This window comes from Streptomyces sp. NPDC037301 (genome assembly GCF_055602785.1).
Genome location: NZ_JBVJWD010000007.1, coordinates 142442 through 160075, shown reverse-complemented (window position 1 = coordinate 160075; position 17634 = coordinate 142442). Strand labels below are relative to the sequence as shown.

The 17634-nt window shown below is 68.7% G+C and carries 13 protein-coding genes and 3 pseudogenes; 8 read left to right on the top strand and 8 right to left on the bottom strand.

Going from position 1 to position 17634, the window contains the following annotated elements:
• Window positions 1-7 precede the first annotated feature (7 nt).
• The 3 genes from ACZ7IB_RS14510 (at window position 8) to ACZ7IB_RS14500 (ending at window position 4067) form a co-directional block, all read left to right on the top strand.
• On the top strand, window positions 8-1732 hold the full coding sequence (locus ACZ7IB_RS14510; protein ID WP_470912790.1) for a phytoene desaturase family protein: 1725 nt from the start codon (window positions 8-10) through the stop codon (window positions 1730-1732).
• On the top strand, window positions 1729-2784 hold the full coding sequence (locus ACZ7IB_RS14505; protein ID WP_470912788.1) for an MDR family NADP-dependent oxidoreductase: 1056 nt from the start codon (window positions 1729-1731) through the stop codon (window positions 2782-2784). The genes ACZ7IB_RS14510 and ACZ7IB_RS14505 overlap by 4 nt, the downstream gene beginning before the upstream one ends.
• 80 nt (window positions 2785-2864) lie before the next feature.
• The gene (locus ACZ7IB_RS14500; protein ID WP_470912786.1) at window positions 2865-4067 is read left to right on the top strand and encodes a cytochrome P450; all 1203 of its coding nucleotides are present in this window, start codon (window positions 2865-2867) and stop codon (window positions 4065-4067) included.
• An 87-nt stretch (window positions 4068-4154) separates the two neighbouring features.
• Here ACZ7IB_RS14500 and ACZ7IB_RS14495 read toward each other — a convergent pair whose 3' ends face one another.
• A complete protein-coding gene (locus ACZ7IB_RS14495; protein WP_470912783.1) occupies window positions 4155-5444 on the bottom strand; it encodes a cytochrome P450 in 1290 nt (429 codons plus the stop codon).
• A gap of 662 nt (window positions 5445-6106) precedes the next feature.
• On the opposite strand from ACZ7IB_RS14495, the pseudogene ACZ7IB_RS14490 reads away from it, so the two are divergent.
• From ACZ7IB_RS14490 to ACZ7IB_RS14480, 3 genes and pseudogenes are all read left to right on the top strand, one after another.
• Window positions 6107-6403 (top strand): annotated as a pseudogene (locus ACZ7IB_RS14490) (mycothiol transferase); the annotation flags it as partial.
• Between the two features lie 155 nt (window positions 6404-6558).
• Complete coding sequence (locus ACZ7IB_RS14485) at window positions 6559-7797, top strand: DUF4032 domain-containing protein (protein ID WP_470912921.1); 1239 nt, start codon at window positions 6559-6561, stop codon at window positions 7795-7797.
• Between the two features lie 190 nt (window positions 7798-7987).
• Window positions 7988-8179, top strand: a pseudogene (locus ACZ7IB_RS14480) (SpoIIE family protein phosphatase); the annotation flags it as partial.
• Between the two features lie 104 nt (window positions 8180-8283).
• On the opposite strand, the gene ACZ7IB_RS14475 reads toward ACZ7IB_RS14480, so the two are convergent.
• The 3 genes from ACZ7IB_RS14475 to ACZ7IB_RS14465 all read right to left on the bottom strand — a co-directional run bounded on the left by ACZ7IB_RS14475 (window position 8284) and on the right by ACZ7IB_RS14465 (window position 11607).
• Window positions 8284-9309 (bottom strand): PP2C family protein-serine/threonine phosphatase, encoded by a 1026-nt coding sequence (locus ACZ7IB_RS14475; protein ID WP_470912781.1) that lies wholly within the window; start codon window positions 9307-9309, stop codon window positions 8284-8286.
• A 325-nt stretch (window positions 9310-9634) separates the two neighbouring features.
• A complete protein-coding gene (locus tag ACZ7IB_RS14470) occupies window positions 9635-10876 on the bottom strand; it encodes a SpoIIE family protein phosphatase (protein ID WP_470912779.1) in 1242 nt (413 codons plus the stop codon).
• 110 nt (window positions 10877-10986) lie between these two features.
• On the bottom strand, window positions 10987-11607 hold the full coding sequence (locus ACZ7IB_RS14465; RefSeq protein ID WP_470912776.1) for a TetR/AcrR family transcriptional regulator: 621 nt from the start codon (window positions 11605-11607) through the stop codon (window positions 10987-10989).
• 414 nt (window positions 11608-12021) lie between these two features.
• Between ACZ7IB_RS14465 and ACZ7IB_RS14460 the strand changes: the two genes are divergently transcribed.
• Window positions 12022-13218 carry a cytochrome P450 gene (locus ACZ7IB_RS14460; protein WP_470912772.1) on the top strand — a complete coding sequence of 399 codons (1197 nt, stop codon included), beginning with the start codon at window positions 12022-12024 and terminating at the stop codon, window positions 13216-13218.
• A 31-nt stretch (window positions 13219-13249) separates the two neighbouring features.
• Window positions 13250-13438: a ferredoxin gene (locus ACZ7IB_RS14455; protein WP_093897037.1), complete on the top strand. Its 189-nt coding sequence runs from the start codon at window positions 13250-13252 to the stop codon at window positions 13436-13438.
• 43 nt (window positions 13439-13481) lie between these two features.
• On the opposite strand, the gene ACZ7IB_RS14450 is transcribed toward ACZ7IB_RS14455, so the two are convergent.
• From ACZ7IB_RS14450 to ACZ7IB_RS14435, 4 genes and pseudogenes are all read right to left on the bottom strand, one after another.
• Entirely contained in the window at window positions 13482-13859 is a 378-nt protein-coding gene (locus ACZ7IB_RS14450) for a hypothetical protein (protein WP_470912934.1), read from the bottom strand.
• Between the two features lie 13 nt (window positions 13860-13872).
• Window positions 13873-14076: pseudogene (locus ACZ7IB_RS14445) on the bottom strand (phosphopantetheine-binding protein); the annotation flags it as partial.
• 393 nt (window positions 14077-14469) lie between these two features.
• Window positions 14470-15903: an ATP-binding protein gene (locus ACZ7IB_RS14440; RefSeq protein ID WP_470912770.1), complete on the bottom strand. Its 1434-nt coding sequence runs from the start codon at window positions 15901-15903 to the stop codon at window positions 14470-14472.
• Window positions 15900-17558, bottom strand: coding sequence for an NAD(P)/FAD-dependent oxidoreductase (locus ACZ7IB_RS14435; protein WP_470912768.1), 1659 nt, complete (start codon window positions 17556-17558; stop codon window positions 15900-15902). The genes ACZ7IB_RS14440 and ACZ7IB_RS14435 overlap by 4 nt, the downstream gene beginning before the upstream one ends.
• Window positions 17559-17634: the final 76 nt, after the last annotated feature.

Below are 17634 nucleotides of genomic sequence, written 5' to 3'. Positions count from 1 at the left end.
CAGGTTCATGGCGCGTTCCGAACGACAGTCGGTGATCATCATCGGCGCAGGGCTCGGCGGTCTGTCCACCGGCTGCTACGCCCGGATGAACGGCTATCGCACCCACGTCCTGGAGATGCATGAACTGCCGGGCGGCTGCTGCACGGCCTGGGACCGCGGCGACTTCACCCTGGATCCCTGTGTCAGCTGGCTCCTCGGCAGCGGCCCCGGCAATGAGATGCACCAGATCTGGCTGGAGCTGGGCGCGTTGCAGGGCAAGGAAGTACGGCACTTCGATGTGTTCAACGTCGTGCGCGGCCGGTGCGGCCGGGCCGTTTACTTCTACTCCGACCCCGACCGGCTACAAGCCCATCTGACGGAGATCTCGCCCGCCGACTCCGCTCTGATCCGGGACTTCTGCAAGCAACTGCGCGCCTTCCGTAAATGCCTCGCCGTCTATCCGTTCCTCAAGCCGGTCGGGCTGATGCCGACGCTGGAACGATGGCGGATGCTGGCTTCCTTCGTCCCGTACTTCAACGTCGTGCGCAAATCCATCAGCGTACTGATGACCGATTACTCGGCGAGGTTCAAGGACCCCCTGCTGCGTGAGGCGTTCAATTTCATCCTGTACGAGAAGCATCCGGCGTTCCCGGTGCTGCCGTTCCACTTCCAGCTCGCCTCGCACGCGAACCTCTCCGCGGGCGTCCCCGAGGGCGGATCGCTCGGACTGGCCCAGTCCATCGAGCGCCGCTACCGCAGGCTCGGCGGCCAAGTGACCTACAACGCCAAGGTCGAAAAGGTGCTGGTCGAGGACGACCGCGCGGTCGGGGTACGGCTGAGCGACGGAAGCGAACTGTACGCCGACATCGTCGTCTCGGCCTGCGACGGCCGCACCACGATGATGGATCTGCTCGGCGGCCGCTACCTCAACGAGGCGTACCACCGCCTCTACACCCGGACCATCCGTGAACCCGGCATGGTGTTCCCCGGATACTTCACACTCTTCCTCGGTCTCCGCCGGGACTTCCCCGACGCCGACCCCTGCACGACCTATCTGCTCGACGAAGCGGAAGCGGCAGGCCTGACCGGCTTACGTCACCCGAGCATCAACGTCCAGTTCCGCAGCAGGCACTACCCGGAACTCTCCCCGCGTGGGACGAGCATCGCGTACGTCACCTACTTCTGCGACATCGCCCCCTGGCGGGCTCTGGACGAAGGACCGGAGCAGGTGACGCGGGCCCGTGGCGGCCAGGAACTCCACACGCTGCCGGTACGCCATGGTCGCGGGTACTACGCGGCCAAGCGGCGGGCCCGCGACGCACTCGTCGAATTCCTGGAGCGGCGCCACCCCGGCATCGCGGACGCGATCGCAGTGCGCGATGTGTCGAGCCCGCTCACACAGGTCCGTTACACGGGCAACTACGACGGCACAGTGCTCGGCTGGCAGCCGTTCGTGGAAAGCGGGGAGACGCTGGAGACGCTCATCAAGAAGCACGGCCCCGGCCTGCCGGGACTGCGGAACTTCTACCAGTCCGGCGTATGGGCGACGACGGGCGGTCTGATCCGCGCGGCGGCGGCAGGCCGGCACGTCATGCAGTTCATCTGCCGGGACGACGGCCGGGCCTTCACCGCGTCCGTCGACGAGAGCGGGCCGCCCCCCACCCATCTGGTCGTTCCGGTGGGGCCCCGACCGGACGCGCGGTCCGTCATGGAGGACCGCTCGTCTCCTGTGGAGAGAAAGGGAATCGGATGAGGGCCAGGAAATGGGTGGTACGTGAGCACATCGAAGGCGTCCCCGACGTCGAGAGGGTCTATGGGCTGGTCGAGGAGGATCTCGACGTCGACCTCGCCCCGGACGAGATGCTGCTGAGGACGCGCTACGTATCGGTGGATCCCTACCTCCAGGGCATCGCGCTGGACACCCCTCTCGGCGCACACATGGGCGCCGACTCGATCATGGAGGTGCTGGAAGCGGGTCCACTGGCGGCCCACCGGCCCGGTGATCTGGTGCAGGGGTTCGGAGGCTGGCGCACCCATCTCATCAGCAACGGTGCGGCCACCCCCTGGCAGACCGGGACGTTTCCGATGGTCTTTCCCGCCTTCCGCCGCCTGGACCCCTGCTGGTATGACGACGCGCTTCCGCTCCTCACCGCGCTGAGTGTCATGGGCGGTCCCGGTATGACGGCCTGGGGCACCCTGACCAAGTTCATGTCGGTCCGCTCGGGAGACACCGTCGTGATCAGTGGTGCCTCCGGCTCCGTCGGTTCGCTGGTCGGCCAGCTGGCCAAGCTCGCGGGCGCCCGCGTGGTGGGCACCACCTCGACGACGGAGAAGGCGGAATACCTCGACGAGCTGGGATTCGACGCGGTCGTCGTCTACCGCCACGGGGACAGCTGCGAAGCGGTGCGGGACGCTCTCACCCGGGCCGCACCGGATGGAGTCGACAAGTACTTCGACAATCTCGGTGGCACGGTGACGGATGCCGTGTTCTCCATGCTCAACGTAGGCAGTCAGGTGGCCGTGTGCTGGCAGTGGGCCACCCAGGTCGGCCGGGAGGTCACCGGGCCACGGCTGCTGCCGTACATCATGTTCCCGCGCACATCCGTGCGCGGCATCTTCTCGCTGGAATGGTTCACCGAGCAGAATTGGCGCGCGCTCCACGATGAGCTCGGCGGCAGGATCCGGAGGGGCGAGGTCCGCTGCGGGCACACCCTCCACCACGGCTTCGAGAACATCCCGGACGCCTATCGGAGCCTCTACCGGGACACGGGAGCGAGCCGGGGCAAGGTGCTGGTCGAGCTCTGACCGTCGTTTCCCCCGAACCCCTTTTCAGCCGGCCCGCCCGGCCGCACCCCCTCCCGTACCCGTGCAAGCCAGGAGGTCCCGTGCCCCGCTCCGACGACACCCACGCGATTGCCGGCCCGCCGTCGCTCCCTCTGCACCGTCTGAGTTTCGACCCACCCGGACCGCCCAGGCCCATTGCGTTACCCGATGGCACTCAGGCCTGGCTGGTAAGCCGTTACGCCGACGTACGCATGGTCCTGACCGACAACCGATTCGGACGCGCACAGCTCCACGCACCGGACGCCCCGGCCTTGTCGGGCGAATCCGGTCTGGTGGGCAGCCTCGACCTGATGTTCAACCAGGACGGCGAGGACCATCTGCGTCTGCGCCGCACCTTGCGGCGTGCGTTCACGCCGAGGGCCGTCGCCCGCTGGCGGCCCTGGATCGCATCGATCGTGGAGCAGCGCCTGGACGAACTCTCCGGCAGCACACCTCCGGTGGATCTGGTGGCCCGCTTCACCCTTCCGCTCCCGGTCGAGGTGATCAGCCGACTGATGGGTCTCGACGCCCCGGCACGGGAACGGCTGCGCCACTGGAGCCAGTACGCCTTCTCCGACGGCTCCCACCCCAAGGAGGAGATGGAGTCGGCGCTGGCGGAGTTCGCCGCTTTTGGAAGCGCGCTGCTGGCCGAGCGGCGAAGCGCGCCGGGCGACGATCTGACCAGCGTGCTCGTCCGGGCGGCCGATGACGAGGGCGGTATCCCGGAGGGGCAACTGGTCGACCTCGTGTGCGGGCTGGTGGTGGGCGGACACGACAGCACGATGACGATGCTCGGCAACTCCCTGCTCTACCTGCTCGGCGAACGGCCGGAAAGCTGGCTCCGTCTCGGTGCGGACGAACAGGCCGCCGGGGTGGTGGCCGAGCGGCTGTTGCACCTGGTTCCGCTCGGCGACGACCGGGGGACCGCGCGCCACGCCGCCGCCGATACGGAGGTCGGCGGCGTGACCATCCCGGCGGGCTCGGTGGTTCTCGCCGACTGCGGCATGGCCAACCGTGACCCCGATGTGTTCCCGCCCCGGCAGTTCGCCGACCTGTTCGAACCCTTGGAGGCCCCCACTCTGTCGTTCGGCGCCGGCCCGCACTACTGCCTGGGCGCCTGGCTGGCCCGGCTCGAACTCCAACTGTCCCTGCACCGGCTCGCCGCCCGCTTCCCCGGCCTTCGGCTGGCGCGGCCCGCCGACGGAGTGGAGTGGCGTCGCGGCACCACATCCCGCAGTCCTCAGCGGATCACAGTGACCTGGTAGGAGGGCATCCGCAGCGCCGGCCGGGGAAGCCGGCCCGTGTACGGCGCCCGCTGTCGCTGTGCGGGTGCGCCGAGGGTGTGCGCCCGCTCAGTGCAGGTGCACAGGCAGCGATTCGATGCCGTAGACGATCGACAGCTTGCGGAAGGCCAGGTCCTGGGGCGGGACGGCGAGGCGCATCCGGGGAAACCGCCGCGCCAGGGCCGGGTAGGCGGAACGTAGTTCCATGCGTGCCAGTTCGGCGCCGATGCAGCGGTGGATTCCGTAGCCGAAGGCGAGATGCCCTGAGGTGTTGCGGTGCGGGTCGAAGCGTCCGTCGTCCATGACGTATGACGCATCACGGTTGGCACTGCTCAGTGAGCAGAGCACCATGTCGCCCCGGGGAATGACCACCCCAGCTATCTCTATGTCCTCGCGGGCGAACCGCGGGAAGGCCATCTGCACCGCGGAGAGGTACCGCAGCACCTCCTCGACGAACGGTGCGGCCATTGCGTCGTCTGTCCGTATTCGCTCGAAGACGTCCGTGTTCTGAAGCAAGACGAGGGAGCCGAGGGCGATCGTGCTGGCGGTCGTCTCGAACCCGCCGGTGAGCACGCCGTCGGCGAGGCCCGCGAGTTCCTCGTCGTCGACGCTGTCGCCGTGCTCCTTCACGATCATGCCGAGCAGTCCGTCGCCCGGTTCCTCGCGCTGCATCCTGACCACATTCCTGAAGTACGCCAGAGACTCCGACATGGCGCCGAAGGGTGCGGTCGTCCCACCGAAGAGGTCGAAGCGGTCCATGGCCAGCTTCTGGAAGTCCTGGCGGTCCTCGTAGGGAATGCCGAGCAGCTCACAGATCGTGAGGGAGGGGATCGGCAGCGCGAACTCCTGCACCAGGTCGACCGGGCCCTGACGGGCTTCCATCGCGTCGAGGTGCTCCTCGATGATGGCATCGATCCTGGGGGTGAGGCGACGCAGCCGGCGCATCGTGAATTCCGGGGTGAGAATGCGGCGCAGCCGGGTGTGCACGGGAGGATCGCTGAACCCGAGCCCGCCGGGGCTCTGCTCCGCTGCGACTCCGGCGTTCGTGGCGAGGTGGGCGAAGTCGGTACTGAACCCGTCGGGAGATCCGAGGACGGCTTTCGACTCCTCGTAGCCGGTGACCACCCAGGCGTCCATACCGAACGGCAGCGAGACCTTGGACACCGGCGCCTTCGCCCGGAGCCCGGCCAGCTTGTCCACCGGGTCCAGGCCATCCCTGCGCAGCAGCATCAGCAGGTCTTCGGGCAGCAGCCTGATCGTGGAAGAACCGATCCCGTACTTCTGGATCCTGGACAGGTAGGTGCGCCCGAACCGGGCGGTGATACGAGAACGGAACGTCGTCCTCAACGTGCACTCCATTAGTCGTCGCGCTGTCCGCACACACGGCGCGGACATGAGAAGGCTTTGCAGTAGGCATGGACACGGACATTGGCCGACGCCAACACGGTTTGCGCCGAGAGACGTTGTGTCGCAGGGCAGGAACCGGAAGAGCGCTGGTAGCACACGGTAGCTGAGCGGACGGAGTGGGCAGTCGGCATGTCTTCGAAGTCAGGACCGGCCGACCGCCGCTGCATCTGCTGCCGGGCGTGATCACTGGCCACGCGGCCGGACGCGGGACGGCCGGGCGATCGGTATGGCGCCTGGGGCCGGGATCCCGGTGAATCGGTGCACGCAGCGGGTCGTGCGTCCGTCGCTGCTTGCCCGCCCGTCGGCCGACTGCTCCGCGAGGCACAGCTTCGTGAGCAACGTCGGGCCCGCCAGGGATTCACGGCAGAAGCCGACAGCGGGCCCGCGTCCCGCGGCGAGGGCACGCTGCGGGAGTGACTGGACCGAGCCAGTCCATCTACACGGCCGACGACCGCGACCCGGATCGGCGCGAAGTCGGACGGCAGGCCGCGCTCGAACGTGGGCGCGCCCCAGTGGTGGAAGTTCGGTCCCGTGCTCAAGTCGGGTTCTGCATCGGCGAAGCAGGCCGCGTTGACAGCGGCATAGTCCCTCTGCGCGCTGGGTAGACTGTCCACCGTTATCGCCGGGTGTGGGCCCACTCGGACGCGACGATCGATTCGTTGCACCTCGACGCGGTCGGGCGAGTGGCCTGGGGAGCGCGGAGTGAGGTGACGCTCCACCGGATTCTCGTCCACATGATCGCCGAGACCGATCGGCATGCCGGGCATGCCGACATCGTCCGAGAACTCATCGATGGGGTCGTGGGACTGCGGAACGGGAGCGACAACATGGCGCCCGGCGACTCGGCGTGGTGGGAGAACCATCGAAGCCGGCTGGAGCGTGCGGCCAAGGAAGCCGGCAGGGATGCGTAGTCCATGGAGTCGTCCGAGGCTCGAGCCCACGCGGTCGTCTGCTCTGCCGTCGGCCCGGCGGGCACCTGCAGGCCAAGAAGCCCAGGCTTGCCACGGTGCTCGCGACCGGCTACGTCACACTGGTGTTCCCGTCACCGTACGAGCGAGGCGACCCGATGGCTTTGCAGTTCAGCGCCACCAACCCCGAACACCCCGCCTTCCTTCTCGAACTGCCCTGGCACCTGCCGCTCGAAGAGTGGCCGGAGACGCATCTGGTGACGCTGCCGCGCGGCATCTCCCGACACGTCGTGCGCTATGCCCGAGCGGGGGCCGACGTGGTGGCCGTCAAGGAACTCGCCGAACGGCCGGCGGTGCGCGAGTACGAGCTGCTGCGTACCCTTGCCCGGCTGGGGATACCCGCGGTGGATCCACTCGCGGTGGTTACCGGGCGCACCGGCAGCGACGGGGAACCGCTGGAGCCAGTGCTGGTCACCCGTCACCTCAACGGGTCCCTGCCCTATCGCTCGATGTTCGAGACGACAATGCGCCCGACCACGGTGCACCGGCTCATGGACGCACTCGCCGTACTGCTGGTCCGGCTGCACCTGGCGGGGTTCGCCTGGGGCGACTGCTCTCTGTCCAACACACTCTTCCGCCGGGACGCCGGTGCCTACGCCGCCTACCTCGTAGATGCGGAGACCGGCGATGTGCACAGCCGGCTCAGCACAGGGCAGCGTGACTACGACATCGATCTGGCCCGGGTGAACATCAGCGGAGAGATGCTCGACCTGGAGGCCGCGGGTGCGCTCCATCCCTCGGTGGATCCGATTGCGTTCGGCGCGGAGATCTGCCAGCGGTACGAGGAGCTCTGGAAGGAGCTGACCCGCACTTCGGTCTATCCGGCCGGCAAGTATCACTACATCGAACGTCGCGTGCGCAGGCTCAATGATCTCGGCTTCGACGTCGCCGAGATGCAGATCGTCAACTCCTCGAACGGCGACACGATCACTTTCGTCCCCAAGGTTGTCGACGCAGGCCATCATCAGCGTCAGCTGCTGCGCCTGACCGGACTCGATACCGAGGAGAACCAGGCCCGGCGACTCCTCAACGACCTCGAGAGCTGGATGGCGACACAGGAGGACTACGCGCCGGGCGACCCGCTCGGTGCCCGTGCGGAGGTGCTTGCCCACCGCTGGGTCCGCGAGGTGTTCAGGCCCACGGTGCGTGCGGTTCCGCAGGATCTCCGGAGCTCCATGGACCCGGCCGAGCTCTATCACGAGCTGTTGGAACACCGCTGGTACATGTCCGAGCGGGCACAGCAGGACGTCGGTCTGGAGACGGCCGTGGCGGACTTCAGCACCACTGTTCTTCCCGGGCGGGACACCGAGGCGCCGGCAACGAGCGATTCTCCGTAACCCGCGTGAGTCCGTCCACCGGGCGCGAGGTGCGCGCCCTCGGCCGTCCGGCGTAGGCGTCACGCACCTCGGGTGTCGCCGCGCGCCAAGGGCGTCAACCCGCGCCGGCCGAAGCGCTGGGGCCCGCGAGGGCCGGAATCGGGCGGGCCTTGTGCCCGGGCCGACTCGCTCCGGGCCGGCTCGCTCCACCCTTTACCTGCCCGCACAGGCCGGAATGGGTGGACTGGGCGGTGTCGGCGGGGACTGGTTCGACGTCATCCCGCTGCCCGGCGCCCGCGTCGCGCTCGTGGCGGGCGATGTCGTCGGCCACGGACTGCACGCCGCCGCGACCATGGGGCGCCTGCGCACGGCGATCCACAACGTACGGCCGACCGAGCAGCCCGTCGGCTCCGTGACGCGGTCCCGGAGGCCTCCTTCGGACTTGGCACCTGCAGACCTCCGGCCGGCGTGCCGAGGGCAGGAGCCGAGGTCCGGGCGCCGGGACGCCTACGTCAGGGTGAGGGCGATCACGGCCCGGTCGTCTTTCCCTCCGGCCGACCACTTGTCCGTGTCGGCCCTGATGAAGGACACGAGAGCCTCGGGATCCAGAGCCCTGTGACCATTACCGAAGTGAGCCGTCAGCCGGTCCATCACCGGATAGAACTCTCCGCCCGCGTTCCGCGCCTCGCTCACCCCGTCCGTGTACAGAAGGATCACTTCCCCTGTCCGCAGCGGGTGAGTGGTGACTTCGGCGCTTCCGAGGCCCAGCTCGCCGAGCCCCAGAGGCAGGCCAGGGGCGGTACGAAGCCGTTGCGTTCCTTGCGGAGTGAGCAGAAGCGGTGACGGATGCCCGCGATCGACGATCCTCACCGAGCCTCCGCCGGGCGGGAACTCCAGGATGAGAGCCGTGACGAACAGCTCCTCATCGCCTGCAGGGCGTCCGGCATTGCGGGCGATACTGAGCTCAAGGCGTTCCGCGAGACGGCTCAAGTCCGTCCACTCGTGGGCGGAGACCCGGAAACTCCCCAGGACGGCGGCGACCGTCTGAACGGCATTCAGCCCCTTCCCGCGTACGTCTCCGAGGACGACCCGCACGCCGAACGGGGTCTCGCACAGCTCGTAGAGGTCACCGCCGACGAGCGTGCCGCCCTCACCGGCCTCGTAGAAGCCCGCTGCCCGCACCGGACCGAGCCGTTGCGGGAATGGGCGCAGCAGCGTCATCTGCATGGCCTCGGCAACCGAGCGGGCATGGACCAGGCTGGCCTCGGCCCGGATCCGCTGCCGGGACAGCGCGACGCTGGCGATGCCGATCAGAGCGGTGGCGCTGTAAACGGCCACATGGTGCTGTTCCGCGAAGTGCCCCGGGCGCAGGGAGGCCATCCACATCTCCAGCCCCAGACATACGACGGTGATCCAGGCGGTGTGCCGCGGGCTCCGGGTGGCCGCCGCCAGGGGCGGGGCTCCGACGAGCAGGAAACTCAGGGGTTCGCGGCTGTGGAGCAACGCCAGATCCACCACCACGTCCACGGACATCAGCAGCAGGGGGAGCCACCAGACCCACGTCCTGTCGCCGCCAGGCCGAGGACGCCACCGCGGTAGGCGCTCGATCCCTCCCGCGCCGCCTTCACTGGCATGTGACATATGGGAACCTTATGCACATCTCATGCCCTTCCTCCATTGATGTGCAGACCCACTGGTTGGCTTTCACGGCGTCACCCGCCGCCGTAGCCGCGGGTCGTGGCGGCCGCGCCGACGGCACCGTACGGCCCGCTTCGCGTCCCAGTCGTTCTGCCCGACCGGCGGCGCCGCGGGCACGGGGCAGGGATCATGGCGGGCCGAGCCGGCGGGAGGCGCGGACTCACAGGCGGACGACGACCAAGGCGATGTCGTCACGGGCGCCGCCGCTGACGCCGAGGACGGCCAGCAGGGCGTCGGCGAGGCGATCCGGGCCCAGACGCCGGTAACGGGACAGGGCATCGGTGAGCCGGCCCAGACCGGCGTCGATGTCCTCGCCGCGGCGTTCGATGAGCCCATCGGTGTAGAGAACCAGGGTGTCGCCTCGGGCGTAGGACACGGCGGCCCGGGGGCGGGGGACATGGTCGGGGTGGGCGGCCAGGGGCGGGTCTGTGGCCCGGTCCAGCAGGTCCCAGTTGCCGTCGGAGTGCACCAGGACCGGAGGCGGGTGACCTGCGCTGCTGTAGGCGATCCGGCAGCCGACGGGGTCGATGACCGTCTGGACGGCGGTCGTGGCCAGCGCTCCCTCTACGGACCGGGCGTACAGGTCCAGGACTTCGAGGGCTTTGTCCGGCCCGTCGACGGCTCTGACGGCGGCGCTCAGGGCGCTGCGGAGCATGCCCATGACGGCGGCGGCCCCCAGGCCGTGGCCTACGACGTCACCGACCGCGACGGTGAAGCCGTCTGCGGGCAGGTCGACCACGTCGTACCAGTCACCGCACACGTTCAGCGTCCCGGTGGCGGGCAGATAGCGCACCGCGACGTCCCGGTGCCGGCCCAGGTCCGGCGAGAGAAGCATCGCCTCCTGCAAGGTCACGGCCACCTGGCGTTCCCTGGCGTGGGACTGGTGCAGTTTCTCGTTCAGCCGCTGCAGTTGCTGCGCCCGGGCGTACAGTTCGGCCGCCATCGCCTCTCGCTCGCCGAGCGCCTCACCGCCCGCCTCCGGGCGGCCGGCATGGGACAGGACGAACGCGGTCACGTCCTCCACCCGATGGATGATCCAGGCCACCTCTCCATCCGGTCCGAGCACGGGGGTGTTGATCGGGGACCACCACCGTTCCTCGAACACCCCCACCTGGCCCGCGACGGGAATGTCGTACTTCTGCACTGCCATCGTGTCCGGCTCTTTCGAGCCGAGGACCCGGCGCAGCGAGGCACCCAGATTCTGCACACCGTCCGCGTCGGGGTCCGCCGGATTGTCCGGAAAGGCTTCGAAGAGGTACTGCCCGATCAGGTCCTGCCTGCTCCGGCCGGCCGCCCGCAGATAGGCCTCGTTGACGTCGACGATCAACAGGTCGGGGTCCAGCACCAGGTACGGACTGGGCGTGGCTGCGAACAACCCCCTGTAATCGATCTGCGGTGTCACGGGTCCCGTGCCGGCCTTCCGGTGCTCGCGGTGTTCTCGCCAATCTACGAAGCGCGTGGCGTCCGCGCCCGCCCTGATCCGCCATCCGCTGCCGGTCGGAGAGGGCGCCGTCAGCCGGTGGTGGCCGAGGGGGCGCCGGCGCAGCGCAGTGACATCGCCATCAGCTCGGCGACCAGATGATCGGCCGCGTCGCCGGTGGGAGCGGACAACGGGTCCACCAACACCTCTCCGATCGCGCCGGTCAGCGCGGCGGCCGTGACCTCCGGGTCCTGCTGGGGGAACAATCCGGCGGCGACGCCTTCGCGAACCACATCGGTGAACACCGCGCGATAGCGGCGACGGAATTCCGAACGGGCCTCACCCAGCGCGGGCTCGGCCGGGGCCGCGAGCAGGGCGTAGGCCAGTCCGGGGTGTTGCAGGGCGCGGCGGGCGAAGACACGGACTCCGCTCGCGAGTCGCTGCGCCGCGTCGCCGCTGCCGTCCCGGAACACTTCTCCGAGCGCCTCGACCTCGCGTGCCGAGGCGCGCCGGAAGACTTCCACGGCCAGGGCACCCTTCGAGGGGAAGTGCTGGTAGACGGACCCGACCGACATTCCGGCAGCGGCGGCGACTGCGGTGACGGAGGCGTTCGCCCAGCCCACGTCGGCGACGACGGACGTGGCGCACTGGATGAGGCGGTCCTTCGCGGCGGCGAGTCGGTCCTGCACTGCGGGGGTTTTGCGGTAGGCCATGAAAGAAGTGGACCATTGTTCGGATCTTTCTGTCACCCTCCCTGCCGCCTCGTGGCTCTCCTTCGGGAAGTGGCCCTGTACGAATGGGCATCCGATGACGCATGCTCCTGAGCATGCGCGCGGCGCGCACCGGTGCCGTGGGGCGGCAAATCTCGGCCGGAGCCTGTGGCCGCCATGCCCGGATACCCGGTCGCCCCTGTCGGTGTCGTGGTACGCGGCACCCTCGCTGCCCCGGTTTCCGCGCGGCCGTGTCCGCCGGTGGCTCGCGGGGCGGGACGCAGGTCGCGGCGTTACGCTTCCGAGGGGCCGCACGCCCGGCGAGTTGGCCGAACATTGCGTAGACTAGTTAGGTGACTGAGGCATCTAGTGGGGGAGACCGGTAGGAACCCCTACGTCCTCATTGCGAGGCCCGCCATGGCAGACACCCAGACCGTCTCCTTCCCGCAGGACCGCACCTGCCCGTACCACCCGCCGGCGGAGTACCGGCCACAGAACGACGGGCAAAAGCCGCTGTCTCCCGCCAGACTCTTCGACGGCCGCCGGGTGTGGCTGGTGACCGGGCATGCCGAGGCGCGTGCGCTGCTGGTCGACCGGCGACTGTCGGCCGACCGGGAGAACCCCGCGTTCCCGGTGTTCACCGAGCGGGTGGCCCGGAGCACCAGACGGCGTATCGAACTGCTCGGCGTCGACGACCCCGAGCACAACGCGCAGCGCCGGATGCTGATCCCGAGCTTCTCCGTGAAGCGGACCGCCGCACTGCGGCCGAAGATCCAGGAGACCGTGGACCGGTTGCTGGACACCATGATCGAGCAGGGCCCGCCCATCGATCTGGTGACCGCCTTCGCGCTGCCCGTTCCCTCAATGGTGATCTGTGCGCTTCTCGGCGTTCCGTACGCCGACCACGACTTCTTCGAGTCCCAGTCGCGCAGGTTGCTGCGCGGTCCCGGGGCTGCGGATATCGAGGCCGCGCGGGCGGCGCTCGACGAGTACTTCCGGTCGCTGATCGAACGCAAGCGGTCCGACCGGGGCGAGGGATTGCTCGACGAGCTGATCACCCAGCAGCTCGACACCGGGGCCATCAGCCGCGACGAACTGGTCCAGCTGGCCGAGATCCTGCTGGTAGCGGGCCACGAGACGACCGCGAACATGATCTCGCTGGGTACGTTCACTCTTCTTCAGTATCCGGACCAGCTGGACCGGTTGCGCACGTCCGAGGATCTGATGCCCGCCGCGGTCGAGGAGTTGCTGCGATTCCTGTCCATTGCCGACGGCATCTCACGGGTGGCGACGGAGGACATCGAGGTGGGTGGGGTGACCATCCGGGCAGGTGAGGGTGTCGTACTGTCCACTTCGGTGATCAACCGGGACGAAGCCGCGTACCCGGCGCCGGACGAACTGGACCTCGGCCGGGAGTCTCGCCACCATGTCGCCTTCGGCTTCGGGGTCCATCAGTGCCTCGGCCAGAATCTCGCGCGGGCCGAGCTGGAGATCGCACTGCGCACCCTCTTCGACCGGCTGCCGGAGCTGAGGCTGGCGGCACCCGTCGACGAGATCCCGTTCAAGCCCGGCGACACGATCCAGGGCATGCTCGAACTGCCCGTGGCGTGGTGACCGGACCCCTCCTGGAAAGGATGCAGTGGTGATGCGGATCAGTATCGACAGGGATGTGTGCATCGGTGCCGGCCAGTGCGCGCTGACCGCGCCGAAGGTCTTCACCCAGGACGACGACGGCTTCAGCGAACTGCTGCCGGGTCACGAGGAGGACGTGGACGACCCGATGGTCAAGGAAGCCGCCCGCGTCTGCCCGGTGCAGGCGATCACGGTGGAGTAGGGGAGCGGCGGAGCACGCGTTCTGCGGGCCCGGGCTGCGGGGCTCAACCCACCCGCGGTTCGCCCGCAGGTGCGGCGCTGTCCTGCTCACGCGCGGGGGCCGCGCCCCGTGCAGGCCCCTCGTCGGACGGGGCGTCCGCCACCGACGGCACCACCTGCGGAGCGGGAATCGAGCGGACCAGCAGACTGACCGCGCACGCCACCGTGGTCACTGTCATCACCAGGTACATGACCCGGTAGTCCAGCACCCCGATCAGCGCCGCGCCCGCCGTGAGCGACAGGGTCTGCGCTCCGTCCTTCGCGGTGTTGACGCGACCCTGCATCCGGGCCGGTGCGTACAGGTGCACCGCCGCACCCAGCACCACGGCCACGAACGGCAGGCCCGCACCGATGAGTGTCGTCCCGACGAGGAAGAGCGCCACATCGCGTGAGACGCACGGCCTTGATGGAATGTCCGCCCGCGTTCAGGAAGTTGTCCTCCGGCCGGGCGCTCCCGGTGCCGAGCACCTCCTGCCAGAGCGCGGTGACCGTGCCGTCGACCGGGTCGCCGTCCTGCGCCGGATCGGCGGACTCCGCCTGGGCGCAGCCACCGGCCCCGGTCCCGGGCCCAGCCGACGCCGACAGGAGTGCCTTCTCCACGTGTGATTCGCCGGGGACGCTCTCGCCGTCGACAGGTGATGTATCCGATGTCTACCGAGTCTGCGACTCCGGGACGCCGCCCCCGTGCGTCGTTCGGAAACCTGTCTCGGCACCTTGATGTGCGGCTGGTGGGCCGGCTGTGGCCTCGGCGCCTGCTCAGTCGCCGCTGCTGTGGTCGAGCACCAGTCGGCGGAACCGATGCAGTGAATCGCGGCGGGCCGCATGCGGGGGAGTTGGGGCGTGCGGGGCGACGGCGGGCCATGCCGGCCATCGTCGTAGTGGATGGTCAGTGGCGTCAGCCTCCGCAGTCCTCCGTGCCGCCACGACATCGCGTCGCGGACAACGCAGGGCCGAGCCCAGAGCTGCCCCCACTGTTGGATGCCACGTCAGTCCTTAGGAGTCCTCGGGCTGGAGGTCGATCGGCAGACACACCTGGAAGCGGGTGTCGCCGGGCTGCGAAGAGACCCGGATGTCCCCATGATGCTTGTTGACGACGATGCGGTAGGAGATATCCAGCCCCAGCCCAGTGCCCTCACCGACCGGCTTGGTGGTGAAGAACGGCTCGAAGATCCGCGGTCTGATCTCAGCCGGAATGCCTGTGCCCGTGTCGGCCACCTCCACGAGCAGCCGCGCGTCCTCCCGCCACGTCCGAATCGTCAGCGTGCCCCCGTCAGGCATGGCATCGACGGCGTTGACGATCAGGTTGGTCCATACCTGGTTGAGCTCGGCTCCGAAAGCCGGAATCGGCGGCAGCCCAGGGGCGTACTCCTTGACCACCTGGACACCGGAGGGGATCTTCGCCTGCAGCATCGTCAGCGTGGCGTCGAGCAATGTGTGCACATCCACGGTCTGCTGCGGCGCCCGGTCCAGCTGCGCGTACTGCTTGGCGGCGCCGACCAGCCCGGAGACGCGGGTCACGGCATCTTCGATCTCGCCCATCAGAAGTTCCGCATCGATGGTGTACGCCAGCCAGCGCACCGTGGGGCCGAGGTTGTCCTCACCGATGGTGTCGGCGGCCGAGGTCAGCCACGGCACGCCGATGTCCGCGGCGACCAGTGTCGGCGCCAGGTCCCATGCTTCTGTCACCCCGTGCTCATCGAGCCAGTCGCCGACGGCATCCTCGGCATCGGCAGCAGCCAGCGCGGGTAGACCGGAAGCCGTTGCGGCCTGTCGCACCGCATCGTCCTGCAGCTCTACGAGACGGTGCAGTTCGGTGCCGTCCAGCCGGCCGTCAGCGATCAAGGCGAGCTTGTGGCGCATGCCGGCCACTCGCTCCCGCAGAGCCGCAGTGGCCCGCACAGCGGCTGCCGCCGGATTGTTCAGCTCGTGGGTCAGGCCTGCCGACAGCGAGGCCAGGGCCAGCAGCCGCTCCCGCTCACTGACGATCGCGTTGGCCGTCCGCGTACCGAAGAAGAGTCCCTCCAGCAGGTGCAGCGCCATCGGGAACCACGTGCGTACCGCGTGGGCGAAGTCTTCGGCGGGCAGCACGAAGAACTCAGCATCGGTGACAGCCCGCACCGTGTGGGGATACCGCTGCTCGACGCGGTCCCCGAGGTACGCACGGGTCGCCCCGCTGTACACACCGCGTTGATCGGTGCGGTTGACCTCCACATCGTCGCCGTGCAGCACACGGCTGAGCGCGATGGCACCGCTGAGCAGGACGAAGAAGCACGTGGCCGGTTCGCCTTCCCCGTACACCACACTTCCGGCCGGCCGCTGCTCAGCACGGCCGCGCTCCGCCAGCCAATTGAGCTGCTCGTCGCTGAGCTTCTCGAAGAGGAACAGCGTCCGCAACTGCTCCGGTGACAGATGTACTGACGTGGTCACTGTGCCTCCAGATAGCGATGCACCAAGGAGACGGCCATGGCTCCCTCGCCGACGGCCGACGCGACTCGTTTGACCGAGGAGGAACGCACATCTCCGGCGGCAAAGACACCAGGCACGCTCGACTCCAGGTGGTACGGATCTCTCGGCAGTCGCCAGCCCGCCGGACGCTGCCCTCCGGCCACCAAGTCCGGGCCGGTCAGCACGAATCCGCGTTCATCACGGGAGACCACTCCCTCCAGCCACTGGGTGTGCGGCTCGGCCCCGATGAAGATGAACAGCCAGGACGCAGCAACGGTGCGCACGACGCCGGACCGGCTCTCGCGAAGGGTCAGCCGCTGCAGGTGTCCCTCGCCTTCACCGCCGAGGACTTCGGTCCACGCGTGGATCTCGATGTTGTCGATGCCGTTGATCTGGTCGATGAGATAGCTGGACATCGAACGGGTCAGATCACCTTGACGGATGAGTATGTGGACGCGCCGCGCGTAGCGCGAGAAATAGACCGCTGCCTGTCCCGCGGAGTTGGCTCCGCCGACGATGTACACATCCTCCCCGGAGCAGCTGGGGGCCTCGGTGACGGCGGACCCGTAGAAGACGCCCGCACCCGTGAATTCCTGCAGCCCGGTGGCGGCCAGCCGCCGGTAGGCCACTCCGGTGGCCAGGACCACGGTGTGGGCGGCAATGGAGCCCTCCGGCCCCAGGTGCAGCACCCGGCCCGATCCTGCAGCCTCCAGCGCTACGGCTCGTTGCGCACTCAGAATCTCCGCCCCGAACTTCAGCGCCTGGCGGCGAGCACGTTCGGTCAGCTGGGAACCGGAGACACCGTCGGGAAAACCGAGGTAGTTCTCGATGCGGCTGCTCTGCCCGGCCTGCCCGCCGGTCGCCTGCTGTTCCACCAGGACCGTACGCAAACCCTCCGAAGCCCCGTAGACGGCAGCTCCCAGACCGGCCGGCCCGCCACCCACCACCACCAGGTCGTAGAAATCCGAGGCAGGAACCGTGCTCAGTCCTACCTGTGCAGCGAGTTCCTGCTCGGTGGGGGAGACCAGGGGCTCGCCTTCCGGGGTGATGACCAGCGGTACATTGGCCGCCGACACCCCTGCGGCGGCCAGCAGACGTTGCCCTTCCGGCTCGTCGGACAGAAGCCACCGGTAGGGCACGAGGTTGCGGGTGAGGAAGTCACGGACAGCGAAGGACGGTGCGGACCAGCGGTGCCCGACCACGCGGGTCTCCGTGATCCCTGGATCAGGCGTGGCGTGCCACAGGTCCAGCAGTGTGTCGATCACCGGGTAGAGGTGCTGTTCCGGCGGGCTCCAGGGTTTGACGAGATAGTGGTCGAGGTCCACGACGTTGATGGCATCGATCGCCGCTTCCGTGTCGGCGTAGGCGGTCAGCAGCACACGACGGGCGAGCGGGAAGAGATCCATGGCCGCCTCGAGGAACTCGATGCCGTTCATGTGCGGCATGCGGTAGTCGGCCAGTATGAGCGCGAGCTGATCGCCACGCAGCTTGATCTCGCGCAGTGCGTCCAGGGCATCGCGGCCGGAGAGGGCGCGCACCACGCGGTAGCGGTCGCCGTACTGGCGCCGGATGTCGCGGGCGACCGCCCGGGAGACCGCCGGGTCGTCGTCGACAGTCAGGATCGTCGGGTTCGCCATGGCTCCATCATTCCCGCAAAGATGCGGAAACGGCGGGTGAAGATCCGATGGGAGGCTTCGTCAGCACGGAGAGCAG

Coding starts and splice junctions, on each gene's coding strand:
- ACZ7IB_RS14510 (WP_470912790.1), top strand. CDS start 8: ATGGCGCGTTCCGAACGACAGTCGGTGATCATCATCGGCGCAGGGCTC.
- ACZ7IB_RS14505 (WP_470912788.1), top strand. CDS start 1,729: ATGAGGGCCAGGAAATGGGTGGTACGTGAGCACATCGAAGGCGTCCCC.
- ACZ7IB_RS14495 (WP_470912783.1), bottom strand. CDS start 5,444: ATGGAGTGCACGTTGAGGACGACGTTCCGTTCTCGTATCACCGCCCGG.
- ACZ7IB_RS14485 (WP_470912921.1), top strand. CDS start 6,559: ATGGCTTTGCAGTTCAGCGCCACCAACCCCGAACACCCCGCCTTCCTT.
- ACZ7IB_RS14475 (WP_470912781.1), bottom strand. CDS start 9,309: ATGTCCGTGGACGTGGTGGTGGATCTGGCGTTGCTCCACAGCCGCGAA.
- ACZ7IB_RS14465 (WP_470912776.1), bottom strand. CDS start 11,607: ATGGCCTACCGCAAAACCCCCGCAGTGCAGGACCGACTCGCCGCCGCG.
- ACZ7IB_RS14460 (WP_470912772.1), top strand. CDS start 12,022: ATGGCAGACACCCAGACCGTCTCCTTCCCGCAGGACCGCACCTGCCCG.
- ACZ7IB_RS14455 (WP_093897037.1), top strand. CDS start 13,250: ATGCGGATCAGTATCGACAGGGATGTGTGCATCGGTGCCGGCCAGTGC.
- ACZ7IB_RS14435 (WP_470912768.1), bottom strand. CDS start 17,558: ATGGCGAACCCGACGATCCTGACTGTCGACGACGACCCGGCGGTCTCC.